This is a genomic window from Nostoc sp. (assembly GCF_036917195.1).
Taxonomy (GTDB): Bacteria; Cyanobacteriota; Cyanobacteriia; order Cyanobacteriales; family Nostocaceae; genus Nostoc.
Window position 1 is genome coordinate 120,979 of record NZ_JBALDG010000075.1, and the last position, 20,569, is coordinate 141,547.

General features: G+C 42.7%; 13 protein-coding genes and 1 pseudogene. 6 read left to right on the forward strand and 8 right to left on the reverse strand.

The features are described 5' to 3' along the window. Positions 1 to 372: 372 nt before the first annotated feature. Complete coding sequence (locus V7K40_RS26070; protein ID WP_334964874.1) at positions 373 to 2,157, forward strand: fasciclin domain-containing protein; 1,785 nt, start codon at positions 373 to 375, stop codon at positions 2,155 to 2,157. Between the two features lie 569 nt (positions 2,158 to 2,726). On the opposite strand, the pseudogene V7K40_RS26075 reads toward V7K40_RS26070, so the two are convergent. From V7K40_RS26075 to V7K40_RS26090, 4 genes and pseudogenes are all read right to left on the reverse strand, one after another. Next, positions 2,727 to 3,113: pseudogene (locus tag V7K40_RS26075) on the reverse strand (class I SAM-dependent methyltransferase); the annotation flags it as partial. Between the two features lie 1,203 nt (positions 3,114 to 4,316). After that, positions 4,317 to 5,249 carry an alpha/beta hydrolase gene (locus V7K40_RS26080; RefSeq protein ID WP_334964875.1) on the reverse strand — a complete coding sequence of 311 codons (933 nt, stop codon included), beginning with the start codon at positions 5,247 to 5,249 and terminating at the stop codon, positions 4,317 to 4,319. 19 nt (positions 5,250 to 5,268) lie between these two features. Continuing rightward, on the reverse strand, positions 5,269 to 5,775 hold the full coding sequence (locus V7K40_RS26085) for a DUF4112 domain-containing protein (RefSeq protein ID WP_334964876.1): 507 nt from the start codon (positions 5,773 to 5,775) through the stop codon (positions 5,269 to 5,271). Between the two features lie 94 nt (positions 5,776 to 5,869). Beyond that, entirely contained in the window at positions 5,870 to 6,766 is an 897-nt protein-coding gene (locus V7K40_RS26090; RefSeq protein ID WP_334964878.1) for a YihY/virulence factor BrkB family protein, read from the reverse strand. A gap of 314 nt (positions 6,767 to 7,080) precedes the next feature. Between V7K40_RS26090 and V7K40_RS26095 the strand changes: the two genes are divergently transcribed. Next, positions 7,081 to 7,554: a hypothetical protein gene (locus V7K40_RS26095; RefSeq protein ID WP_334964880.1), complete on the forward strand. Its 474-nt coding sequence runs from the start codon at positions 7,081 to 7,083 to the stop codon at positions 7,552 to 7,554. A gap of 103 nt (positions 7,555 to 7,657) precedes the next feature. On the opposite strand, the gene V7K40_RS26100 is transcribed toward V7K40_RS26095, so the two are convergent. The 4 genes from V7K40_RS26100 to V7K40_RS26115 are packed head-to-tail and all read right to left on the reverse strand — an operon-like array spanning position 7,658 to position 13,147. Next, positions 7,658 to 10,132: an EAL domain-containing protein gene (locus V7K40_RS26100; protein ID WP_334964882.1), complete on the reverse strand. Its 2,475-nt coding sequence runs from the start codon at positions 10,130 to 10,132 to the stop codon at positions 7,658 to 7,660. A 21-nt stretch (positions 10,133 to 10,153) separates the two neighbouring features. After that, positions 10,154 to 11,191, reverse strand: coding sequence for a histidine kinase dimerization/phosphoacceptor domain -containing protein (locus tag V7K40_RS26105; RefSeq protein WP_334964884.1), 1,038 nt, complete (start codon positions 11,189 to 11,191; stop codon positions 10,154 to 10,156). A gap of 11 nt (positions 11,192 to 11,202) precedes the next feature. Further along, positions 11,203 to 11,631, reverse strand: coding sequence for a response regulator (locus tag V7K40_RS26110; protein ID WP_334964886.1), 429 nt, complete (start codon positions 11,629 to 11,631; stop codon positions 11,203 to 11,205). Between the two features lie 22 nt (positions 11,632 to 11,653). Then, positions 11,654 to 13,147 carry a CHASE3 domain-containing protein gene (locus tag V7K40_RS26115; protein WP_334964888.1) on the reverse strand — a complete coding sequence of 498 codons (1,494 nt, stop codon included), beginning with the start codon at positions 13,145 to 13,147 and terminating at the stop codon, positions 11,654 to 11,656. A gap of 1,026 nt (positions 13,148 to 14,173) precedes the next feature. Between V7K40_RS26115 and V7K40_RS26120 the strand changes: the two genes are divergently transcribed. The 4 genes from V7K40_RS26120 to V7K40_RS26135 all read left to right on the forward strand — a co-directional run bounded on the left by V7K40_RS26120 (position 14,174) and on the right by V7K40_RS26135 (position 20,568). Continuing rightward, positions 14,174 to 15,403 (forward strand): hypothetical protein, encoded by a 1,230-nt coding sequence (locus V7K40_RS26120; protein WP_334964890.1) that lies wholly within the window; start codon positions 14,174 to 14,176, stop codon positions 15,401 to 15,403. Between the two features lie 794 nt (positions 15,404 to 16,197). Further along, positions 16,198 to 17,175: a hypothetical protein gene (locus V7K40_RS26125; protein WP_334964892.1), complete on the forward strand. Its 978-nt coding sequence runs from the start codon at positions 16,198 to 16,200 to the stop codon at positions 17,173 to 17,175. A gap of 87 nt (positions 17,176 to 17,262) precedes the next feature. Beyond that, complete coding sequence (locus V7K40_RS26130; RefSeq protein WP_334964975.1) at positions 17,263 to 17,490, forward strand: winged helix-turn-helix domain-containing protein; 228 nt, start codon at positions 17,263 to 17,265, stop codon at positions 17,488 to 17,490. Positions 17,491 to 17,955: 465 nt separating this feature from the next. After that, positions 17,956 to 20,568 carry a chloride channel protein gene (locus tag V7K40_RS26135; protein ID WP_334964977.1) on the forward strand — a complete coding sequence of 871 codons (2,613 nt, stop codon included), beginning with the start codon at positions 17,956 to 17,958 and terminating at the stop codon, positions 20,566 to 20,568. Position 20,569 lies beyond the last annotated feature (1 nt).

Below are 20,569 nucleotides of genomic sequence, written 5' to 3' on the forward strand. Positions count from 1 at the left end.
AAGCCAATTTTCCTAGTGCTTGACTGCGATTTTATCAGTTATAAAATCGCCTACTTGCACTTATTCTGTTGATTGTTGCAACATATCATATTACCACAGTATGCCTGTTTATCCTTATTAGTGTTATCTGCGGTTCTTTAAAAATCGAATAGGAATCCTATACTATGTGTGGTGAACATTTGGATAAATTTGATCAGATGTCAGAGCAGCTACTTATAATGCCCAACATTTAAATTTTCCAGAGTTAACGGTTGTATTTGTGGTTTCCATATCGAGGCAAACCAAACAATCATCTCGATATTTGTATTCACTTAACCTTGTATCCAGTATTTTCCAATAGTCAATCCAAGAATTTGAAAAGAGGATATTTCCATGTCTAGTTTGTTTCGTTGGTCATCAACAAGGGTTGCTTTACTAGTTCTAGGAATGACATCTGCTATAATAGCTCCCATCGTAATTTCTACCCCAGCTTCATCTCAAAATACTGTTCCATCTACGACACCATCACCTGACACACCATCGCCTGCGACACCATCGCTCGATACACCATCGCCTGCAACACCATCGCCTGACACACCATCGCCTGCAACACCATCGCCTGACACACCATCGCTTACAACACCATCACCTACTTCAACAGTTAACTTGTCTGATGTTTCGTCAGATTATTGGGCGCGTCCCTTCATTCAAGCCCTAGCTGACAATAACGTGATTGCTGGCTTTCCTGATGGCAGCTTTAGGCCGAATCAAGCTGTGACTCGTGCTGAATTTGCCGCTTTAATTCAAAAAGCTTTCGGTAACCAAAACCGAGTTCGGCAATTAAACCCAGGTGGATTTAGTGATGTTCCTGCTAACTATTGGGCGGCTTCTGCAATTCAGAGCGCCTATGAAACTGGATTTCTGGCAGGTTATCCTGGGAATGTGTTTAGACCAAATCAAGAAATTCCTAGAGTGCAGGGGATCGTTGCCTTAGCGAGTGGTTTAGGTTTAACTCCTAGCAGCACTGGAACAAGTAGTGACCTCAGCACCTATTACAATGACGCCTCAAGTATCCCGAACTACGCTGTAAATAGTGTGACAGCAGCAACACAATCTAGTATTGTTGTTAATTATCCAGATGTAAAACAACTTAATCCGCAACAGTCCCTGACTCGTGCAGAAGCTGCGGCACTCTTATATCAAGCTTTGGCTAAACAGGGAAGGGTGCAACCCATTGCTAGTAATCTTCCAGCTACTCAGTATATTGTTGGTGGAGCTCAAAGAGGTACCGATATTGTTTCTCTTGCTGCATCCAGTAGTTCTTTGACAACTCTGACTTCTTTATTAAAGACAGCTGGTTTAACTGATATTCTTCAACAGCCAGGCCCTTATACAGTCTTCGCTCCTACTGATGAAGCATTTGCGGCTTTACCTGCTGCTACCTTACAGCAGTTACAGCAACCAGAAAACAGAGAAGCATTGATTAAGATTTTGAGATATCATGTGCTTCCTGGTGCAGTAACTGCTAGTCAATTCTCGCCTGGGGAACTGGGAACCGATGAAGGAAGACCTGTAAATATTAAAATTGATCGTGCTAACAATCAAGTCGAGGTGAATAATGCCAGAGTTATCCAGGCGGACGTGAAAGCTAGCAATGGTATTATCCATGCAGTCAACCAAGTCCTGATCCCGCCAGATGTTAACATTAGTAAGTTAAATCAGCCACCAACAGGAAGCAATGGGACACCAACGGTAGGTAGAGCTACTCGTGGTGGCAGAAGCTACATCGGGGTTGGTGGTAACATTGGTTTGGGCGGCGACGATACAGCTCTGAGCGATACTAACTTTACAGTAATCAGCAAACTTGGTCTGACAAACTTTATATCAGTGCGACCATCCGTGATATTCGGGGACGATACAGTATTTCTAGTTCCCGTAACTTTGGATTTTTCTCCCCGCAGAGCAGGTTCGGTGGGTGAAAGAACTTTTGCTATATCTCCTTACATAGGTGCTGGCGTAGCAATTGAAGCTAACGCTGATACTGATATTGGATTACTGTTAACTGGTGGTGTAGACGTTCCTCTCGGTTCTAAACTTACGTTAACAGGTGGTGTAAATGCTGCTTTTGTGGATGACACTGATGTCGGACTACAATTAGGAGTTGGCTATAACTTCTAAGTAAATAATAGTATGCATTTCCCATGCATAAGTCGTTTCAGGCTTTTATTAATCATTCTTTGATAGTAAAGAGACTCGCACTTTCGGGGCACAGCATTGCTGATACATGTCAACTTAAGACAAAAGCCAGTCTAGAATAAGCTTTTAGAGATTGTCTCATTTGTCTCGTTCCCAATCTCAGACTGGGAACGAGACGAATGAGAGGCTCTGCCTCAAGACTAGCGGCACTGCAATGAAAGAGCATTTCCAGTCTCTGGCTGGAAACAAGGTTTTAAAAGAGTTTTAGCTTAAATTGACACCAATGAGCATTGCTGTGCCCCTACACCAGATGTGGTTTTTAAAATCATTCATATTTGGTCTTTCCTGTCAATGCATAAGTCCTACTAAAAAGGAAATGCACCTAACTGCGGTTCTACAGCGAGTAAGGAAGGCGGAACCTCCCAGTAGGCATTAAGAGCCTGAGACTGGGAACAGATTTTACTATGCACAACCGTCCCTCTGCGACTTGCAGAAGTACAAACTTGAATTAAAGTTCAAGTCAGGCAGAGGTTCATCAAACTCATGTTGTATTAAGGTCGCTTGATTGCTAAAGTAAGTCCATCAGCGATGGGGACAAGGGAGAGGGTAACCCGTTCGTCATGATGTAACTTTTCGTTAAGCACCCGGATAGCTTTGGTTCTTTCATCTTGATTTTGCTCCTCAGCAACTTGTCCTGACCGTAAAACATTATCAATAGCAATCAATCCACCTGGACGCACCAATTGCAGCGATCACTCATAATATCCATCATAATTTTCTTTATCAGCATCAATAAAAGCAAAATCAAATGTCTCGGCTTGCCCAGATGCGAACAATGCATCTAAAGTTTCCAAAGCTGGTGCCAATCGCAGATCGATTTTATCAGCAACTCCGGCTTCTTGCCAATATCGGCGGGTGATCGCAGTAAATTCTTCACTATTTGCGGTGTCTTTCAATCGCTTTCTTCATAGCGAGTTTAACCCCTGCGTCGATTTGGCTAGATAATTTTTCAGGAATTGGCTTATTCATAAGTATTAGTAGTGATTTGGCTCCATAGTTGGGGTTGATAAATTATAGGCTCTTGATTGAAAGGGCGTTCAGCTATTATCTGCAAAATTGGATTAGAGTTATCGTAAACAATCCAGCGATCGCACAAGGGTAAGTATAATTCAATTAAATTCTTTCTTCCTCCTTCGTAGCGACGGCGAAGACTATCTTCAGGGATGTTGTGACCGCCACTTTCTACACGTCTGCGTACCCATGTGATCGCTAATTCGGGACTTTGTAACCGGCTTGTTCCTCTGGGATCATGACTGATTTATTATACGGGTATTTAAATTCTCATAGCTAGAAATAAACAATGTAAGTGACATTAAATACAGTGTAGTAACAGCTAAAAAAGAGGAATAAAATCAGCGATCGCGATAATAAGCAGGCTGGTTTGGAGAAGATTGAGGAGATAGTGTGTTGAAATTATTGGATTGGATGCATGATGCATTTTTATACTTGCCAAAAAGTATTGGGATGATCAGATGGTTACGCAGTTCATAAAGGCTACTTATCACCAATTAGGAAATTTAAAAACCTGCCAAAATGGCAACCAGATTTTAATTAGCCAAGTTAAATTGTATAAAGATAAACGACTTCAAGGGTTTTATTATCAGGGACTACCACGTAAAAATTACTTTTGTAAAACACTATCTACTAAGTGATTTACAAAAATAAAAAACTATTTCTACCAATTATTTGCAGAGGATTTTTCTCAGTAGATAAATATCAATAATCAGGTTTGACATTTGCTGCAACAGGAATATTAAATATATGGGCGTTGTTGTTTAAGTACGCATTAGCCCCTAAATAACGGGCAACGTCTATATAGATTCCTGTTCACTTCAGTGGCAAATGGCAGAGTGGGAGTTTGAAAGCTGACTGATATGCTTCCTCCCACTCTTCTTTTTATTTAGCGTAAGCATAGCCCGCACTTCGGCCCAACTCTTGGAGAGGCTGCGCCCTAAGCGTAGCTATGTCGCAGGCTTTACGGCAAAGCTTAGGGCAACGCAAGCTCAGTGACTGTTGCTAGCATCGCTCTCAGATATGCCAATAAAAAACAACCATCTACTCAATTAGAACATAAATTCTTTTTATAAATCACTATCCCGTAAAAACTCAAGAATCGCTGCATTCAACACCTCAAAAGCACCAGTTGAGGCATCATGACAGCAGTTAGACAAAATTTGTAATTTGGAATTGGGAATATGCTGATGCAATTTTTCACCATGACTAGCAGGAAACCAACTATCTTGATCACCCCACAAAACTAGTGTAGGACAGTTAATTGAACTCAGATTATTTTGAATTTGGGTGAGCATATTGGGCTTATTTGCTTGCCAATTCTCAATTTCTCGCGCTGCTATTTGTAACTCTTCAGCGACTTTCACAACCGTACCTGGCAGTTCAATAAACGGGTAAGTTATCCAATAGACATCTTCCTGTGTCAAAATTGATGGATCGAATAATACCCCACGTCTTTCTATTGCCATAATTTCTCTAAATAGAGGTGCAAACAAATATACCAGCCGTAAGGAGTCAATTGTTTGCATTATTTCTAGGGGCATTTGGGCAAGTAACCACATAGCCCAATGCGGTAGATGTTCAGTAAAAATAGGTACGTTTACTACTATAAGCTGCCCGATTAACTGCGGATGTTCTTGAGCAAGGGCAAGGGCAACTAATCCCCCCAGAGATTCAGCTACAATCACTGCGGGTTCATCACATAATGCCTGAATAATTCTTTTAAACTCAATAACTTGATGACTGTTGTGTTCTCTACGAGACAATGGTTTTTCGGAAAAACCAAAATTTTTGGCATCAAAACAGATTACCCGAAAATATTTCGATAATGGTGCTATACTGTGCCGCCAATTATAGCTCCAACTACCCATACCATGTAATAAAATTAGCGGTTTACCTTTACCTTTTTCGCCATAAGCAATTTGTACAGGATACCCTTTAGCATCAGTAATAACTAGACTTTGCCGCCCTTTAGGAAAAGTAGCTTGCCACCAATCTTTCATTCCTTTATCAATAAATAATTTAACCGCCAGTTAAGGCGTTCCACAATATTCTAATTAGTATTACTGGTAATGCCACTAAAACAATGGAGATTAGCAACAATCCAGCCAAAACGGCAAAGATAAACCACCTGTCTGCACTCTTTTGCTGGCTAGGAAACTTTAAGTATTCTTCCAATAGCTTGATATTATAGCTGTTAGCTGTCCAAGCAAAATCAAAAAAGTCTCCCAAAACTGGGACAGCGCCTACTAAGCCATCAATGATCACATTCAAAATCATTTTGCCTAAAGTGGCTCTAGATACACCCAGCCGCGCTGCTTCTAGGATGATGTAGCTAGAAAACATGACTCCCAAAAAATCACCACCAATAGGTATAAGTCCTAAAATTGGATCTAGACCAAAACCAATTTTCGTACCAGGAAGGGTAATAACATTATCCATCAGCCGACTTAACTGACGCAAGCGCTTCAAGGTGGGTGCTTTGGCATCAGGTTCAATCATCGAAAACCGAGGAGGAGATTCAGGCATAAAGGCGATCGCTAGCTTTGGATTGAATCGTTAGATATTCTACTCTTCTACTGAGCTTTGACAAAAATTTCCTCAGAGATTTTAGCTATATTTTCTATTTTTCGGGGGATTCTGACTGTGCTTTTGGGCGCATATCTTCGCCGACAGTCACGTTCAACTGATCGCCGATTAACAGAACAGCAGCGCTCATCGACAGCCAGAGCATTAAAACTATCACAGCCCCTACTGCACCATAGACTTTATTATAATTGCCAAAATTCGCCACATAAAGCCGAAATAGGGCAGACAATATTGCCCAAAAAACAGCTGCTAAAATTGCTCCAGGCATCATTGGCGTGCCTGAGTTCCACTGGCTTGGGCCATAGCGATAGACAAAGCTAAAGGCGACAGCAACAATACTTAAAGCTAAAGGCCAGCGTAACAGCTGCCAAAGATGCAACAAGAAGATCAAAGAACCATTTCCGCGTACTACCATTGCCAATAGCCAGTCGCTGGTAAACACTAAGAAAGAAGCCAATACTAAAAGCAACATAGTACCGACTGTTAATCCCAGAGAGACGAGCTTGGCTTTCCAAAAGGGGCGAATGTTTTCTGGAGGAATTTGATGGATTTGGTCGAGAGCTGTCATAGCGGTACTCACCGCCCCAGAAGCAGTCCAAATTGCTAATACAAAGCTTAGAGAAAATAAACCGCTGTTTTTGGAGTTGGTAATTTCTGTGGTGGCAAAATCACGAATCAGATCCAAGGCTTGTTCAGGTAGGACTTGACTTAGCTGATCTGCCAGTTGTTTAAAGGTGGCTTGCAAAGATTGTGCCAATAAGCCAATGGCTGTGATCAGAGCCAGAATTGCTGGAAACAGCGATAGCATGGCATTGAAGGCGATTTCCGAGGCAAGTCCTAAAAGTCGTCTTTCGATTGTCCTCGCAAAAGTTTTTTTGAGCGTATGCCAATTGAAGTGGCGAAAGAAGCGGATAAAACGAGGCTTTGACATGATTACAAGTTAAAAGTGGTTGCGTTTATTAACTACTTTCCCAAATTTTGCGTAGCGATCGCATTTATATTTTTACCGCAAGAATACCGAGTCGGGAGTGGGAGAGTAGAGGAGCATACAACTCTTGGAGAGGTTACGCTACAACTCTTGGAGAGGCTGCGCCAACGAGCGTAGCTATGCCGCAGGCTTTACGACTACGCTCAGTACAAGTCAGGACAAGGTCAGTAACCAGGGGAGTAGGAGGAGAGTTCTTGACTAATGACTCTTGACTAATAACCATTGACTAATGACCATTGACTAATAACTATTTATTTATGAATCAAGATTTAACACAACAGTGGTTGACAGAAATTCAGGTACTCAAAGAGCAGATGGCGGGACTTCAGGGCGATCGCGATGCTGCTTGGGAAAGTGCTCAAAAATGGCGTCAGCTTTACAACACTGAAGCAGAACAACGCCGTACAGATGCCCAACTGTCCCAACAGGCGATCGCATCCCTTAAGGCAGACCTGCATAAACTTCAGGGTCTTGAGGTCGAGATAATGGCTGTTGAGACACCAGTAACAGCGATCCAACAAGAAATAGAACAACTAAAATCTGTGGAGGACTTGCAAGTTAAACTCATGGCTGTGATCAAAGAACGCTCACGCCTTTTGCAAGCTTTAAAAACTGAGCAGGATAACCACGCTCAAACCCGCAATAGCCTGACTACTGCCTTGGGTGATGCTATTGATAGCTTGACACGGGAACGAGCCAAAGGAGAAAAAGAGAGTCAAAATAATTCGTAATTATTTCGTCATTTTTCCAGACAGGCATCAGAGCTTTCCAAAACGAATGCAAGAATTTTGAATTGTTAACTCTATCTATTCGTTTGTAGTACATTCCCTAACCTTATCCTTGTCTCGGCTGAATGCCAGATGCAATTAATGTCTCTACCGATTTGCTATCCAGAGGTTTAGAGAAAAAATATCCTTGTGCGTAATTGCATTTCATGGCTTTAAGTTGTGCCAGTTGCTCCACCGTTTCTACGCCCTCTGCGATGACATCTATATTTAGATTGTGTGCTAAGGCGATGATCGCTTGAATAATCTCCAAGTTTTCTCCATTAGCACCAATTTTGATAATAAAGGAACGATCAATCTTTAAGGCATTGCTTGGAAAGCGGTGTAGGTAACTCAAAGATGAATAGCCGATGCCAAAATCATCTAAGTGTAATTGGATATTCATCTGTTGCAGTTGCAAGAGCATAAAAGTTGCTAATTGAATATTTTCCATAAGTACGCTTTCGGTAATCTCCAGCTTTAAATTGCCGGCTTCCAGACCAGTCTCTTGCATTATTTGGTTAATTTGATCAATCAGCTCGGGTTGTGAAAACTGTTTAGTGGAAAGATTTACACTGATTGTCAAGGGTGGGTCAGTAGGAAATTGTACCTGCCAAGCACGCATCTGACGACAAGCCTCGCGGAGTACCCAATAACCAATAGGGATAATCAGCCCAGTTTCTTCCGCCAGTGGAATAAAGTTGTCTGGAGGAACTAATCCGTGTTGCGGGTGCTGCCAGCGAACGAGAGCCTCGAAGCCAATAATCTTGTCAGTTTCTAACAAAACAATTGGTTGGTAGTGAATCTGAAACTCCTGGCGTTCAACTGCCCCTCGTAGATCCATCTCTAACTCTAATAGCTTCGTAACTTGGGTATACATGGTTGAGTCGAATATCTCATGGCGTGCCTTACCCAATGCCTTAGCGCGATACATTGCAATATCAGCATCGCGCAGGAGTTCCTCTGGTCGGTTGTAATTACCCTTGTTCAGGGCGATGCCAATGCTGACAGTAGTAAATACCTCGTACCCGCTGAGTTTGAACGCAGATGTCAGAGCTTCGTGTATCCGCTCCACTACGCCTGTTACGTCATTGATGTTGTTGAGATCATCAAGCAAAATTGTAAACTCATCTCCCCCTAGACGGGCAACTGTGTCTCCAGAGCGCAAGCAATTCTCCAATCTGCGAGCAAGCGCAGTTAGTAGTTGATCACCAATCATATGACCGAGACTGTCGTTGACAACTTTGAAGCGATCTAGGTCTAGAAAGAGAATAGCGAATGTATAGTTCGCACGTCGTTTTGTCTGCATGAGCGCACGTTCTAGCCGTTCCATAAATAAGGCGCGGTTTGGTAGCCCAGTTAGCACATCGTGAAAAGCATCATGAATTAATTGCGCCTCCGCAAGTTTGAGAGCAGTAATGTTGCGAGCGATACTCAAGACAAAATATACTGAACCATCGCTAGCCAATTCCGGCACAAGACGGGTATGGTAATGTCTTGTTTCCCAAGCGATCGCTAAACTACATTCAAACTCCATCTCTTGCTTAGTTTGGAAAACTTGCTGGAGTTTATAATCGTATATCCGACAAAATTCTTCCGGCAGATTTAACTCTGCGTTTGTTTTGCCGATAAATGTTTCGGCTGATATTCTTGTAACCTTTTCAATAGCTGGATTAACGTAAACGTAGCGCAATTGAGTGTTAAATCTGGAAATAATATCAGATGCATTTTCAACTAATGCTTTGAATTCTTGCTGGCGACGCGCTAGTGCCTCCAATATCTGCTTCCGCTCCGTGATATCCTGAAAGACTAAAACTGCACCAGTGATGTTACCATTGTCATCTTTAATCGGTGCAATACTATCATCAATTGGTATTTCTCTACCGTTTTTAGCAATAAGTATTGTCTCTTCTGGTAGATCGACAGTAACACCCAACTGAAGGACTTGTGTAACAGGACTTTCAATTCTTGTACGAGTCTTTTCATGAGCAATATTGAATACTTCTGTTGCTTCTTTACCAAACGCATCTGAATAATTCCAACCCGTCAGTTCCTCCGCAATAGGATTCATAAAAGTTACTGCTCCTAATGCATCGCTAGTAATCACAGCATCTCCAATACTTTTAAGTACAGTAGTCAGCCATTGTTCATTCTGCTTTAATTTTTTTTCCGTCCGATGTTTGGAAAGGGTAATTTCAATAGTGAACTTTAATTCTTTTTCTTTAAAAGGCTTGAGAATATACCCAAACGGCTCTGTTACCTTTGCTCGATCTAATGTTGATTCATCTGCATTAGCAGTAAGATATATGACTGGAACATTAAAAATATTATGAATTATCTGAGCGGTCTCCACACCATCCATGTTTCCTTTGAGGTGAATATCCATTAGAACCAAATCTAGAGAATTATCTGCTGCCTTCTTAATTGCTTCTTCTCCAGAATCGGCAAGCGCTAGAACAGTGTATCCAAATTTTCGTAGCCGATTTTGTATATCCATTGCCACGATGATTTCATCTTCAACAACTAATATATTTACTGGGTTCATGATTTTGCTTAACTTATAATTTTATAAATTTTTAGTCGGAAATATAATTTTATACTTCACTCCGTTCTGGCTGATAAAATCGATATTGCCTTGTAGCTGATGTACTAGACCTTTTACTAATCGCAGACCTAATGATTCTGTATTTTGAAAGTCAAAATTTTGGGTAAAACCGATACCATTATCACTGATAGTAAGTGTAAATAAATTTGCTTCTATGGAGAAAAAGTCAATACAAATTTCTCCCGGTTCTGTTTGGGGAAAGGCATATTTTAGGGAATTTGAAATAAGTTCATTGATAATCAAGCCGCAAGGAATAGCTGCATCAATGACTAGAAAAACCTCCTCAACGTTCATTTTCAAGGTTATAGTGCTTGAACTAACGTTGTATGAATAAAATAAATTAGTTACTAAATCTTGGATATAGTCAGCAAAATTAATCCTTGCCAAGTCTTGAGATTGATATAGTTTCTCGTGGATTAGAGCCATTGATTCAATCCGGTTCTGGCTATCTTTGAATACCTCAAGGGCTTGATTGTCCTTGAGATAATCTGCTTGCAGGTTGAGCAGACTAGAAATAATCTGCAAATTATTTTTTACCCGGTGATGAATTTCTTTCAATAGCACCTCTTTTTCTTGAAGCGATGCTTTAATCTGCTCCTCTGCTCGTTTACGCTCCTGTCTCACCTGTGCCTCACGCAACTCGCGTGCAACAGCAGGGGTAAGTCGCGCTAAATTGCCTTTGATGATGTAGTCATGAGCACCAGCTTTCATGGCGGCTACTGCGGTATCTTCACCAATAGTGCCTGAGACGATAATGAATGGCAGATCAAGCCCACTTTCCTTAACCTGCTTCAATGCAGCAGGGGCGCTAAAGGTCGGCATGGAATAATCGCAGATGACGATATCCCATGTTTGCTCTGCGATCGCAGCTTTCATGGCTGTGGGTGTATCAATCCGTTCAAAGGTTACTTCATAGTCACCACGTTGCAGTTCCCGCAACAGCAACAAAGCGTCGTCTTCTGAATCCTCAACAAGTAATACGCGCAGAGGTGTACCCATACCCATCTAAACTATAGCCTCGGCGGTGATTCGTTTAAAACAAACCAGTACAACCCTAGTTGTCGCACTGATTCACTAAATTGGGAAAAATCTACTGGTTTGCGAACATAGCTGTTGGCACCCAAGCTGTAACCATTGATTAAGTCTTGCTCCTCCTTGGACGAGGTGAGAATGACCACAGGAAGGATTTTTGTCCTGTCGTCGGCACGCAGGTGTCGCAAAACTTCCAGACCATCCATTTTAGGCAACTTCAAATCCAGGAGGATGAGATTCGGCATAAGGCTCATGTCGCGATCAGCGTACACACCTTTACCAAAGAGATAATCTAGGGCTTCCACCCCATCACGTGCCACTACCACTTCATTCAAAATATTGTTTTTTTTGAGTGCGCGTAAGGTTAGCGCTTCATCGTCAGGATTATCTTCTACTAATAAAATCATCTTGTTTTATATCTTCTTGTAGTTAAAGGGTGAAGTAAAATGTTGCGCCTTGCTCCACTGCGCTTTCGGCCCAGACACGGCCACCATGACGGTGAACAATCCGCTGCACAGTAGCTAATCCGATGCCAGTACCTTCAAACTCAGTCATGGCGTGCAGGCGCTGAAAGGCACCGAAGAGTTTGTCAACATAGGCCATATCGAAGCCTGTGCCATCATCACGGACAAAATACGCATGAATGTCATCTTGCTGCAAAAGCCCAAATTCTATTTGTGCTTTTTGATGTTTTCCTGTAAACTTCCACGCATTACCCAGCAGGTTTTCTAGCACAATCCGTAACAGATGAGCATCACCATTGGTAACCAATCCCGGCGCGATCGCAAACTCTACTTGGCGTTCTGGTTGGGTTTTGTGCAACTCTGTGGCGATCGCCTCCACCAGTGCGCTCAGATCAACCTTTTCGCAACGCATCTCACTGCGCGTCAGTCGTGACAGATTTAGTAAATCGTCGATGAGTTGTGCCATCCGCTGCGTGGCTGCACGCACCCGCAGGAGGTAGTTTTGACCTAGTGCGTCCAGCTTGTCAGCATAGTCTTCTAGTAGTGCTTGGCTAAAGCCGTCGATGCTCCGCAAGGGGGCCCGCAGGTCGTGAGATACAGAATAACTAAATGCTTCCATCTCTTTGTTAGTGGCTTCGAGTTGTGCTGTGCGTTCGACGACTCGCTGTTCAAGCTGAACGTTCAAGCGTAGAATCTCTGAATCCGCGCTTTTGCGCTGATTAATTTCAGTTTGCAATTCTTCGTTAGTGTTTACAAGTTCGGCAGTCCGTTTCTTCACCTCTATTTCTAATTCATTGCGAGCCTTTTGCAGAGACTTCTCCATCCGCTGGCGTTTAACAAGTTCCTGATTGGTGATCATGGCTGCTAAACCGACGACAACAGAAGCTAAAATGCTGCCAAAAATAGTCAGCAAAGTTGTTTCACGAGCACTGGCTTCTGCCTCTGTTGACCGCTTTTTCAACAACTGATTTTCTTCCTTCTCCATAGCTGTAGTGAGCATTCGCATGTCTTCCATGATCTGCTGACCCTGATCTGTCTGAACTATTTGCAGTGCGGACTCTAAATTTTCGTTCCTCGCCTTAATCGTTTGTTCAATCAAAACCAATTTTTTGGCAATCATCGGTTCAAGGCTATCGAGCCGCCGCTGTTGATTGGGGTTATCCGCAGTTAATTGGCGCAGAGCCTTAACCTTCTGAGCAATCTTGCCAGTTGCAGCGCGATAGGGTTCTAGATACCGTTCTTTGCCCGTGAGCAGATAGCCGCGTTGCCCAGTCTCTGCATCTTTGAGCAGTGACATTACTTCTTTAGTCTTTTCAAGCACCTCGAGTGTATGTGTGACCCATTGAGCGTTTTCTTTATACTGAAGCAAACTCAGATAAGAGACGACGCCAACACCAGTCATAATTGCCACTGCTATTACAAAAGTGCCTGTATTCTTTTTGTAAATAGCCCATTCCATTTTTTACCTTCCTATTTAAAAAAGTAGTTGCTGACTAAAGTGGCAAACCCGTCCCTGCGTGACCACAGGAGAAGGATGACTAGCAGCCCCAGTCTAAGGGACTTCCAAATAAAAAAATAATCAATCGTTTTGGTAAGCAGGGGGAGAAGAAATCGGATAGTCGTATTGGATTACACGAATTGAGTAATTTAATTTTTGTCAGTCCCTAAGCCGCTATATCTTCGTTCCACCAAACAGCACCCATGAAAAAATTGGCATTGCTGAATAAGAAGTATGAAAATGATTTTGTTTGATGTCAAAACCCATATAGAGACGCGATATATCGCGTCTCTACATCTGTATTCATACTGCAATTTAGCACCGTCAAAACTTTTTCACGGCACTACTCGTCATAGTCCTGGAAACTGATACCAAGTTTCTTAACTTCGAGAGCGAATTAGCTTTAATAAAGGATATCTGTATTAATTAATTATTGGGAGGGTATATTTTCTGAGTGATGCAAACGCCAATAATAAATTTAATCAAATTATTTAGTATATTTTTGCAGCCATCTTCAAGAGATTTTCGCTTGCATAAATTATATTAATGTACTATAAATTATCAGTAATTACACTTAAAAAAACTTGATAATATTAGCTTGATATTAAATAGACTTACTAAATACGTAGACTAGATAGAGACATAAAGTCATGTAGGAGAGCAGGATAATAACCCAATATGGTTTAGTCAAGGAAATTTATCCATTGAGGCAGGGGAGGCAGGGGAGGCTGTTCTTGAGCAGGGGGAGAAAAAAAGCTTATCCCAAGCGTATTGGATAATAACCCTTGACTATTAAACGCTAGTTGCTACCTTGCGGGTTCTCCCAAAGAGTACAATTCAGGCTTTACCCACCTACCGCACTGGCTCGTCTTGACTTTCGTACTTCAACCCAACCTTGTAAAGCTGGGGAATAGTTAGTAAATAATAGGGCATAGTGATAATTACCAATTATCTCATGCAACTAACTCAAGGCAAGGTAAAGTACCCATGCTCAGGCGCTTAATTGTGATTGTTACTGCTGCTACACTCTTTAGTAGCTCCTTGACGCTGGCAGACAGTAAAAAGCCCAAACCACCAGATAAATTTCCTCCTAGTCCCCTAGAAATTACCACACCCGATCCACTGCTACCACGTTTGCCCAAGGATAAACAGCCCTTAACTCTCGAAGAACAGCAAAAGTTAGAACCAGCGCTGGATGCCTTAAACCAAGAAGCAGCGGCAAAACTGCAAGCAGGGGATCAGGTGGCGGCGTTTGAAATTTGGAACCGGGAACTTCGCTTGCGGCGCTTTTTAGGTTCATCACTAGAGGTGCAAGCACTATCACGAGTCGGGGCGATCGCCTGGAAGCAAAACGACAGTCAAGAAGTACAATATATTACGCAGCGATTGCAAGCAATTCAAAAGCAGGTACAATCTCAGAAAAAAACTGCTCAAATTGATCTAGAATTGTGGCGATCGCTAGGGCAAGCTTACCAAAATGTGCGCTCGCCTAAACTCGCTCTAGAAGCTTACGACCAAGTTTTGCTAGTGGTGCGACAGCAAAAAAATACAACAGCCCTAGTAGAAATCCTCAAGACAATTGGGGAACTAAATTTGAGTTGGTTTGATTATCGTAAAGCTGCGCCAATCTACGAGGAATTGTTAGGTTTAGCTACTTCTGTTGGCGACCGTGTAAACGAGCTAACATATTTGCAACGGCTGGCTGAGATTTACGAGCAGACAAACCAACCACAGCAGTCATTGAATGTACTTAATAAATTAGCAGAAATTTACGTCAATGAAAATAATCTTACTGAAATACCAGAATTAAAGTTAGCGATCGCTTCAGATTACGAATCTCTAGCAAAGAAAGATCCTAACTTACTGCTAGAAGCTTTTAAAAATTATCAAGAAGCTTATACTACTGCTTGGCAATTACAGGAGTACGTTCGTGCTGGTGAAGCTTTGCAAAAATTAATTGCGCTGTACCGTTCTCAAGGACAAACAGACGAGGCTTTGCAGGCTAGCCAAATTCTTGTGCAGATACAGGCGCAAGCCGCCAACTTTTACGGGTTGATGCAAGCTTATGACCAAATTGGGCAATTGTATCTAGAACGTAAAGAGTTTCCTCAAGCACTAACAGCTTTTCAAAAAGGCTTAGAACTAGCGCACCAACTCAAACATCAGGAAGCATACTTTACTGGGCAAATTGAAAAAGTCTCAAAAGCAAATTTGTAGCCAATATTAGAGGTTGGAAAGTCTCAATTCATACTATTATAGCACGGCGTAAATAAGCAGACCATTGAAAAGCCCTAAAGAGCTTATTCCATAATACTTTTGACTTTTGACTTTTGACTTCCGCCTTGCGGTACTAGTCCTGGCGACTAGAAGTCGCAGGCTAGTTTCTCATGAGGAAACTCCCTTCTCTACGATCCGCTCCGCGTTGGTGTAGCCTCTCGTAGAGAAGGCGCTAGCCTCTCCCAATGTGAGAAGATCGCACTGGCTTGGCTATACAGCTAAAACCGATGCAGGTGGGTTTGAAACCCTTGATTTTCTCTTAGTCCACAGAGGTGGACTTTGCTTGTGTAGTAGTGAATTATATTCCAATACGCTTGGGTTAAGGTTAAAACTCTTTATCAAAGTCAATTTTTTTAACGAACCGCAGAGGCGCCGAGAACACAGAGAGAAGGAAAAAATGCTTAACTGAACTGTATTGAATTATATTCGCCTAATACTTTTCAAACAACCTCTTAGCTCGAATTTATCCATTTTTTTCGCAACGCGATACTCCTGCGGAGTCGTTGCACGAACGCTATCGCTGAAACCTCTGTAGAACGGTAATTTTACTTTTTTAAATTATCGATAATCTGTGACAGGCTTATTTTTCCCTCAAAAATGTTTAAGTCCCGTTAGAAAACAACACCAAAATGTCTCTATTCGAGAATGTAATTGAACCCTCGTAAATTGGCGTTCGCGTAGCGTGTCCTTTAGGACAAGGTATTGCTATACTTCTTAAATTTAGGGAAATTGCAATGATTAGTGGAATTTTTGAAAACTGTATTGGCTTAAAGGATATTGAAGCCACCTTAAAATATTGGACTGAGTTCGGTTATCGAGAGGTCAATAGAGGACAACTCTCAGCAGAACAGGCGGGATTACTCTACGGTCATGCATCAGATTTGACATCGTTACGACTGCAAAATGGTAACTCATCAGATCATGGATTAGTACGGTTGCTATCGTGGAAACAACCTCGTAATCAAGGTCTAGGTCATACCTTGCCAGTAGTGAATGGTAGCCGCTGGTTTGCTTCTTTGGTTCAAGATATTTATGCGCTGGCCGATGCTTTTAACGATGATAAAGCTAACGGTGGAGACTGGATTTATTCAGAACCAGTTCGCGCGATCGAGTTTACAGGCAATTTAGGAGTGGGTTTATATAACCGCTTTGTCGGGGTGCGCGAAATGTTTGTGATTAGTTCACAGACGCGACAGGCGTTTTTTCAGCGATATAACTATAATAGACCCGGTTACGGCACGATTGATCCTAGTTCCCCATTGTTGGTAAGCGAAGGAACTCATTCCAGTTTGATCATCTCGGATCACAGCCTCAGTTCTTTCTACGCAGAGGTTTTTGGACTTGTACCCTTTGAGAGCAACCCCAAGCGATCGGGTTATGAAAAACCTTCTACTCGCCAGACATTGATGCTTGATGAAGGGCAGGAGTTTTATCTTTCAGGTTTTGCTTCACCTAAGACATATGTGGGTTTATTTCAAGTCTACAGCCCACTTTACCCCACACCAGATAAACGAGAATACTCTCAACCCGGTTCTTTGGGACTGAGTCTTTTCACTTATCAAGTTGACGATATTACCGCTTTTCATCAGCGCATTACCGCCAGCGCTGCTACTAAAGTTAGCCCAATTTTGCCTAATGAATTTGGCGAACCCTCTTTTGGGTTAGTTGCACCAGATGGGATGTACTGGATAATTGTTGGACAAACTCTATAATCTAGAACTTCAGCTGACTTTTGTTGGGAAAGTCTGCGTTTAAATTCTAGCACCTATTAAGTTACAGATGCAGACGAACTTTTACACCTGACTCCAAAAGAATATGCCCGGTTGGAACTGCTGGTTTCTAGCGATCGCCTGGTACTGAGTCAAGGTGGAATTATTGAGCGAATTTGGTCATTGGAAGACCCACCCAGCGAAGAAACTGTTAAATCTCATATCAAAAGTTTACGTCATCAACTCCGAGAAGTTGGCGCTCCTGATGATTTTATTGACACAGTTCACAGACTAAGTTATTGTCTGAAGCAGCTTTAATTTTGTGATTGTCTACCCGATTTCTATCTGATATTTCCACAACTCTTTTTTAGCTGATATTCTGAATAACTCCTCGGAACACTACACAGCAAAATTTCCCCGAACCAAATACGTAATTCGGTTCGAGGGTTTTTGATTTCAACTAATAAAAATCCTCTTCCATGTTGCTAACAATCAAGTTGGAGGTATTCTATGAGACATCACACTGGTGATTAAAACTCGAATTTATCTCAATCCAGCTTGACTGAAAACTCAGCCGATAACGTTGGGCGAAAAGAATTGTATTTATTATCCATCACCAATTGCCCTGACAATCCTCTGATACTTCAACTACGGTGTCAACACCAGCACCAGCAAAATCTCTAGAATTGAAGTGATCGCCCCTTAGTAACTTATTCGTATGATTATTATATATAGTGATTGAATGGAATGAGTAGCCAATTGGTTATCAAGTTTAGAATCAAGATGGCACGCATGGGGCAGATTTATTGGAAGCGGCTCTCCCATAAGCTTTTGCCCACTAAACGCCTTGCAATGGTGCAAGCTTGTGTGATTGGTTTAGTCTCTGGATTGGCTGCTGTCTTGTTAGGGCAAGGCGTGGGATTGTTAGGTGGGTGGCGACAGCAAATATCCCATCAGTTTCCTGCTTTGTTGGCACTGCCGATAATTGGGTTAGTGGGCGGATTTCTTGCAGGCTGGTTGGTGGAGGGCATCGCCCCTGAAGCTGCTGGTAGCGGGATGTCGGAAGTAAAAGCGGTGCTGGCAAAGGTGCCCATGCCCCTCAACTTGCGAATTGCTTTGGTAAAATTGGTCGGTGCAACGCTGGTGTTAGCATCTGGGATACCCTTGGGGCGGGAAGGGCCTACAGTGCAAATTGGTGCAGCCTTAGCTAATCAGTTTAGTCGCTGGTTTCCCACTTCCCCTGAACACCGTCGTCAACTGATTGCAGCCGGAGCCGGAGCGGGACTGGCAGCGGCCTTTAATGCCCCGATTGCTGGGGTATTATTTGTTGTAGAAGAACTTTTGCAAGATGTCTCTGACATTACCTTGGGAACAGCAATCCTGGCTTCATTTATTGGCTCTGTTGTTGCCCGTATTTGTGACACTCATAGTTTAGATTTAAATCTGCATTTAGCGGCTGCTAACACCAGCTTTTATGTGTCGGAAATTCCCTTTTACCTGCTGTTGGGGATTTTGGCAGGATTCGGGGGCGTGCTGTTCAATCGGGGAGTTCTCGCCAGTTTGGGTTTAAGTCGTCGCTTTCTCAAAATCAGCTTACCTTGGCGGATGGGACTGGCTGGATTAGTGACGGGATTGGTATTTGCTTGCCTTCCCTCATTATTTCGGGACAACGCTGGATTGCGGGAACTATTGCTGACGGGGGAAGCAAACTGGCAATTAGTGGCGCTAGTTTTCTTTCTTCAGTTCCTACTTATCCTGTTTACCTACGCTTCTGGTGCGCCTGCTGGATTGCTGGTTCCCACACTAGGACTGGGAGCAGCTTTGGGTTATTTGGTAGGAACCTTAGAACACCACTTCCTCGCTGTGAGTTTGGCGACAACTTATGCACGAGTCGGGATGGGGGCATTTTTCTGTGGGGTGGCACGAGTCCCAATTACGGCAGTGATCATCGTGTTTGAGATGACAACTGACTTTAATTTGGTATTACCGCTGATGATTGTTTCGGTAACTGCTTATTTGGTGGCAGAAGCCCTAGAAACGGGGTCATTATACGACCATCTATTAGAATTTAAAGGCATTCATTTGCCAAAAGAAACTAATCCCCAAGCACCTTGGACGCAACTAACCGCAGCCAATGTCATGCAACCGAGTGTAGAAACTCTGGGGAGCCGGATGAGTTGGGATGAGGCATTGCAGGCATTTTCCCAATCCTCCCACCGCCACTTTCCAGTATTGGAAAAGGGTAAATTGGTCGGAATCTTAACCCAACAAGATATCACAAATCTCTCCCAAACAGGTTTAAGTGAGCATCACACTGTTGCCCAAGTGATGACTCCAGAACCAGTAACTACCTCTCCTGTTGATACCCTTGCCCATGTGCTGCACTTGCTCAACCGTTACAAGATTAACTGTTTACCAGTTGTGCAAGGAAACCGCTTGGTGGGTATCATTACCCGTAGTGATATTATTCGGGTGGAAGCTGCCTATTTCAATGGTTCTGAAGACTTTGTAGGTCCTAAAGCCGAACCATCCCGCGTGATTTACCATACCAGTGCGCCGGAAACTGGACAGGGAAGGTTACTAGTGCCATTGAGTAACCCGAAAACAGCAGGTATGCTGTTGCAGATGGCGATCGCAATTGCCCGCGATCGCCATTATGAAATAGAATGTCTGCATATTATTGTTGTCCCCCAGCACAAGATTCTTGCAGAAACCCAAGTGAATATCAAGGCAGCTATGGGCCCACTGGAGCAAGCAATGCGTTTGGGACAGACATGGCATATCCCAGTACATACCCAAATTCGAGTTGCTCACGACTTGTCAGAAGCAATTTTGCAAACTATCCAAGACCGCCATATTAATTTCATGCTGATGGGTTGGAAGGGTAGCACAGCCACACCGGGAAGGGTCTTTAGTCGCGTCGTAGATACGGTTATCCGGCAAGCAGCCTGTGATGTAGTGTTAGTCAAGCTGAATAAGCAAACTCACTTGGAACGCTGGTTAGTGCCGATAGCGGGTGGCCCCAATGCCCAACAGGCAATTCAATTGCTTCCAGCACTGACTTCAGTGAGTAAAACTCCAATGGTCAACTTATGTCAAGTGTTTGAACCAAATAAAACTGAAGCGGATACAACAACTCTCAAAAAAGCTGCTGATTTTCTCAAACAACGGCTCAAAGGTTTAGTAACAATTGATCCACTGTATGCAAATTCTGTGTCAGAAGCCGTCTTGGATTGTGCTAAACGCAACCAGAGTGATGTGATTATTTTGGGAGCTTCTCGTGAGGGAATGTTGCAGCAAGTAGTACATGGTAATATCCCAGCAACTATCTGCCGCAATAATAACCAAACTGTGATTTTAGTCCGTGCAGCATCTACTATTGGAGAAGTTAATTAAT

Bases quoted from the DNA above. Each gene is read 5' to 3' on its own strand.
- V7K40_RS26070 (WP_334964874.1), top strand. From the start codon at position 373: ATGTCTAGTTTGTTTCGTTGGTCATCAACAAGGGTTGCTTTACTAGTT.
- V7K40_RS26080 (WP_334964875.1), bottom strand. From the start codon at position 5,249: ATGAAAGATTGGTGGCAAGCTACTTTTCCTAAAGGGCGGCAAAGTCTA.
- V7K40_RS26085 (WP_334964876.1), bottom strand. From the start codon at position 5,775: ATGCCTGAATCTCCTCCTCGGTTTTCGATGATTGAACCTGATGCCAAA.
- V7K40_RS26090 (WP_334964878.1), bottom strand. From the start codon at position 6,766: ATGTCAAAGCCTCGTTTTATCCGCTTCTTTCGCCACTTCAATTGGCAT.
- V7K40_RS26095 (WP_334964880.1), top strand. From the start codon at position 7,081: ATGAATCAAGATTTAACACAACAGTGGTTGACAGAAATTCAGGTACTC.
- V7K40_RS26100 (WP_334964882.1), bottom strand. From the start codon at position 10,132: ATGAACCCAGTAAATATATTAGTTGTTGAAGATGAAATCATCGTGGCA.
- V7K40_RS26105 (WP_334964884.1), bottom strand. From the start codon at position 11,191: ATGGGTACACCTCTGCGCGTATTACTTGTTGAGGATTCAGAAGACGAC.
- V7K40_RS26110 (WP_334964886.1), bottom strand. From the start codon at position 11,631: ATGATTTTATTAGTAGAAGATAATCCTGACGATGAAGCGCTAACCTTA.
- V7K40_RS26115 (WP_334964888.1), bottom strand. From the start codon at position 13,147: ATGGAATGGGCTATTTACAAAAAGAATACAGGCACTTTTGTAATAGCA.
- V7K40_RS26120 (WP_334964890.1), top strand. From the start codon at position 14,174: ATGCTCAGGCGCTTAATTGTGATTGTTACTGCTGCTACACTCTTTAGT.
- V7K40_RS26125 (WP_334964892.1), top strand. From the start codon at position 16,198: ATGATTAGTGGAATTTTTGAAAACTGTATTGGCTTAAAGGATATTGAA.
- V7K40_RS26135 (WP_334964977.1), top strand. From the start codon at position 17,956: ATGGCACGCATGGGGCAGATTTATTGGAAGCGGCTCTCCCATAAGCTT.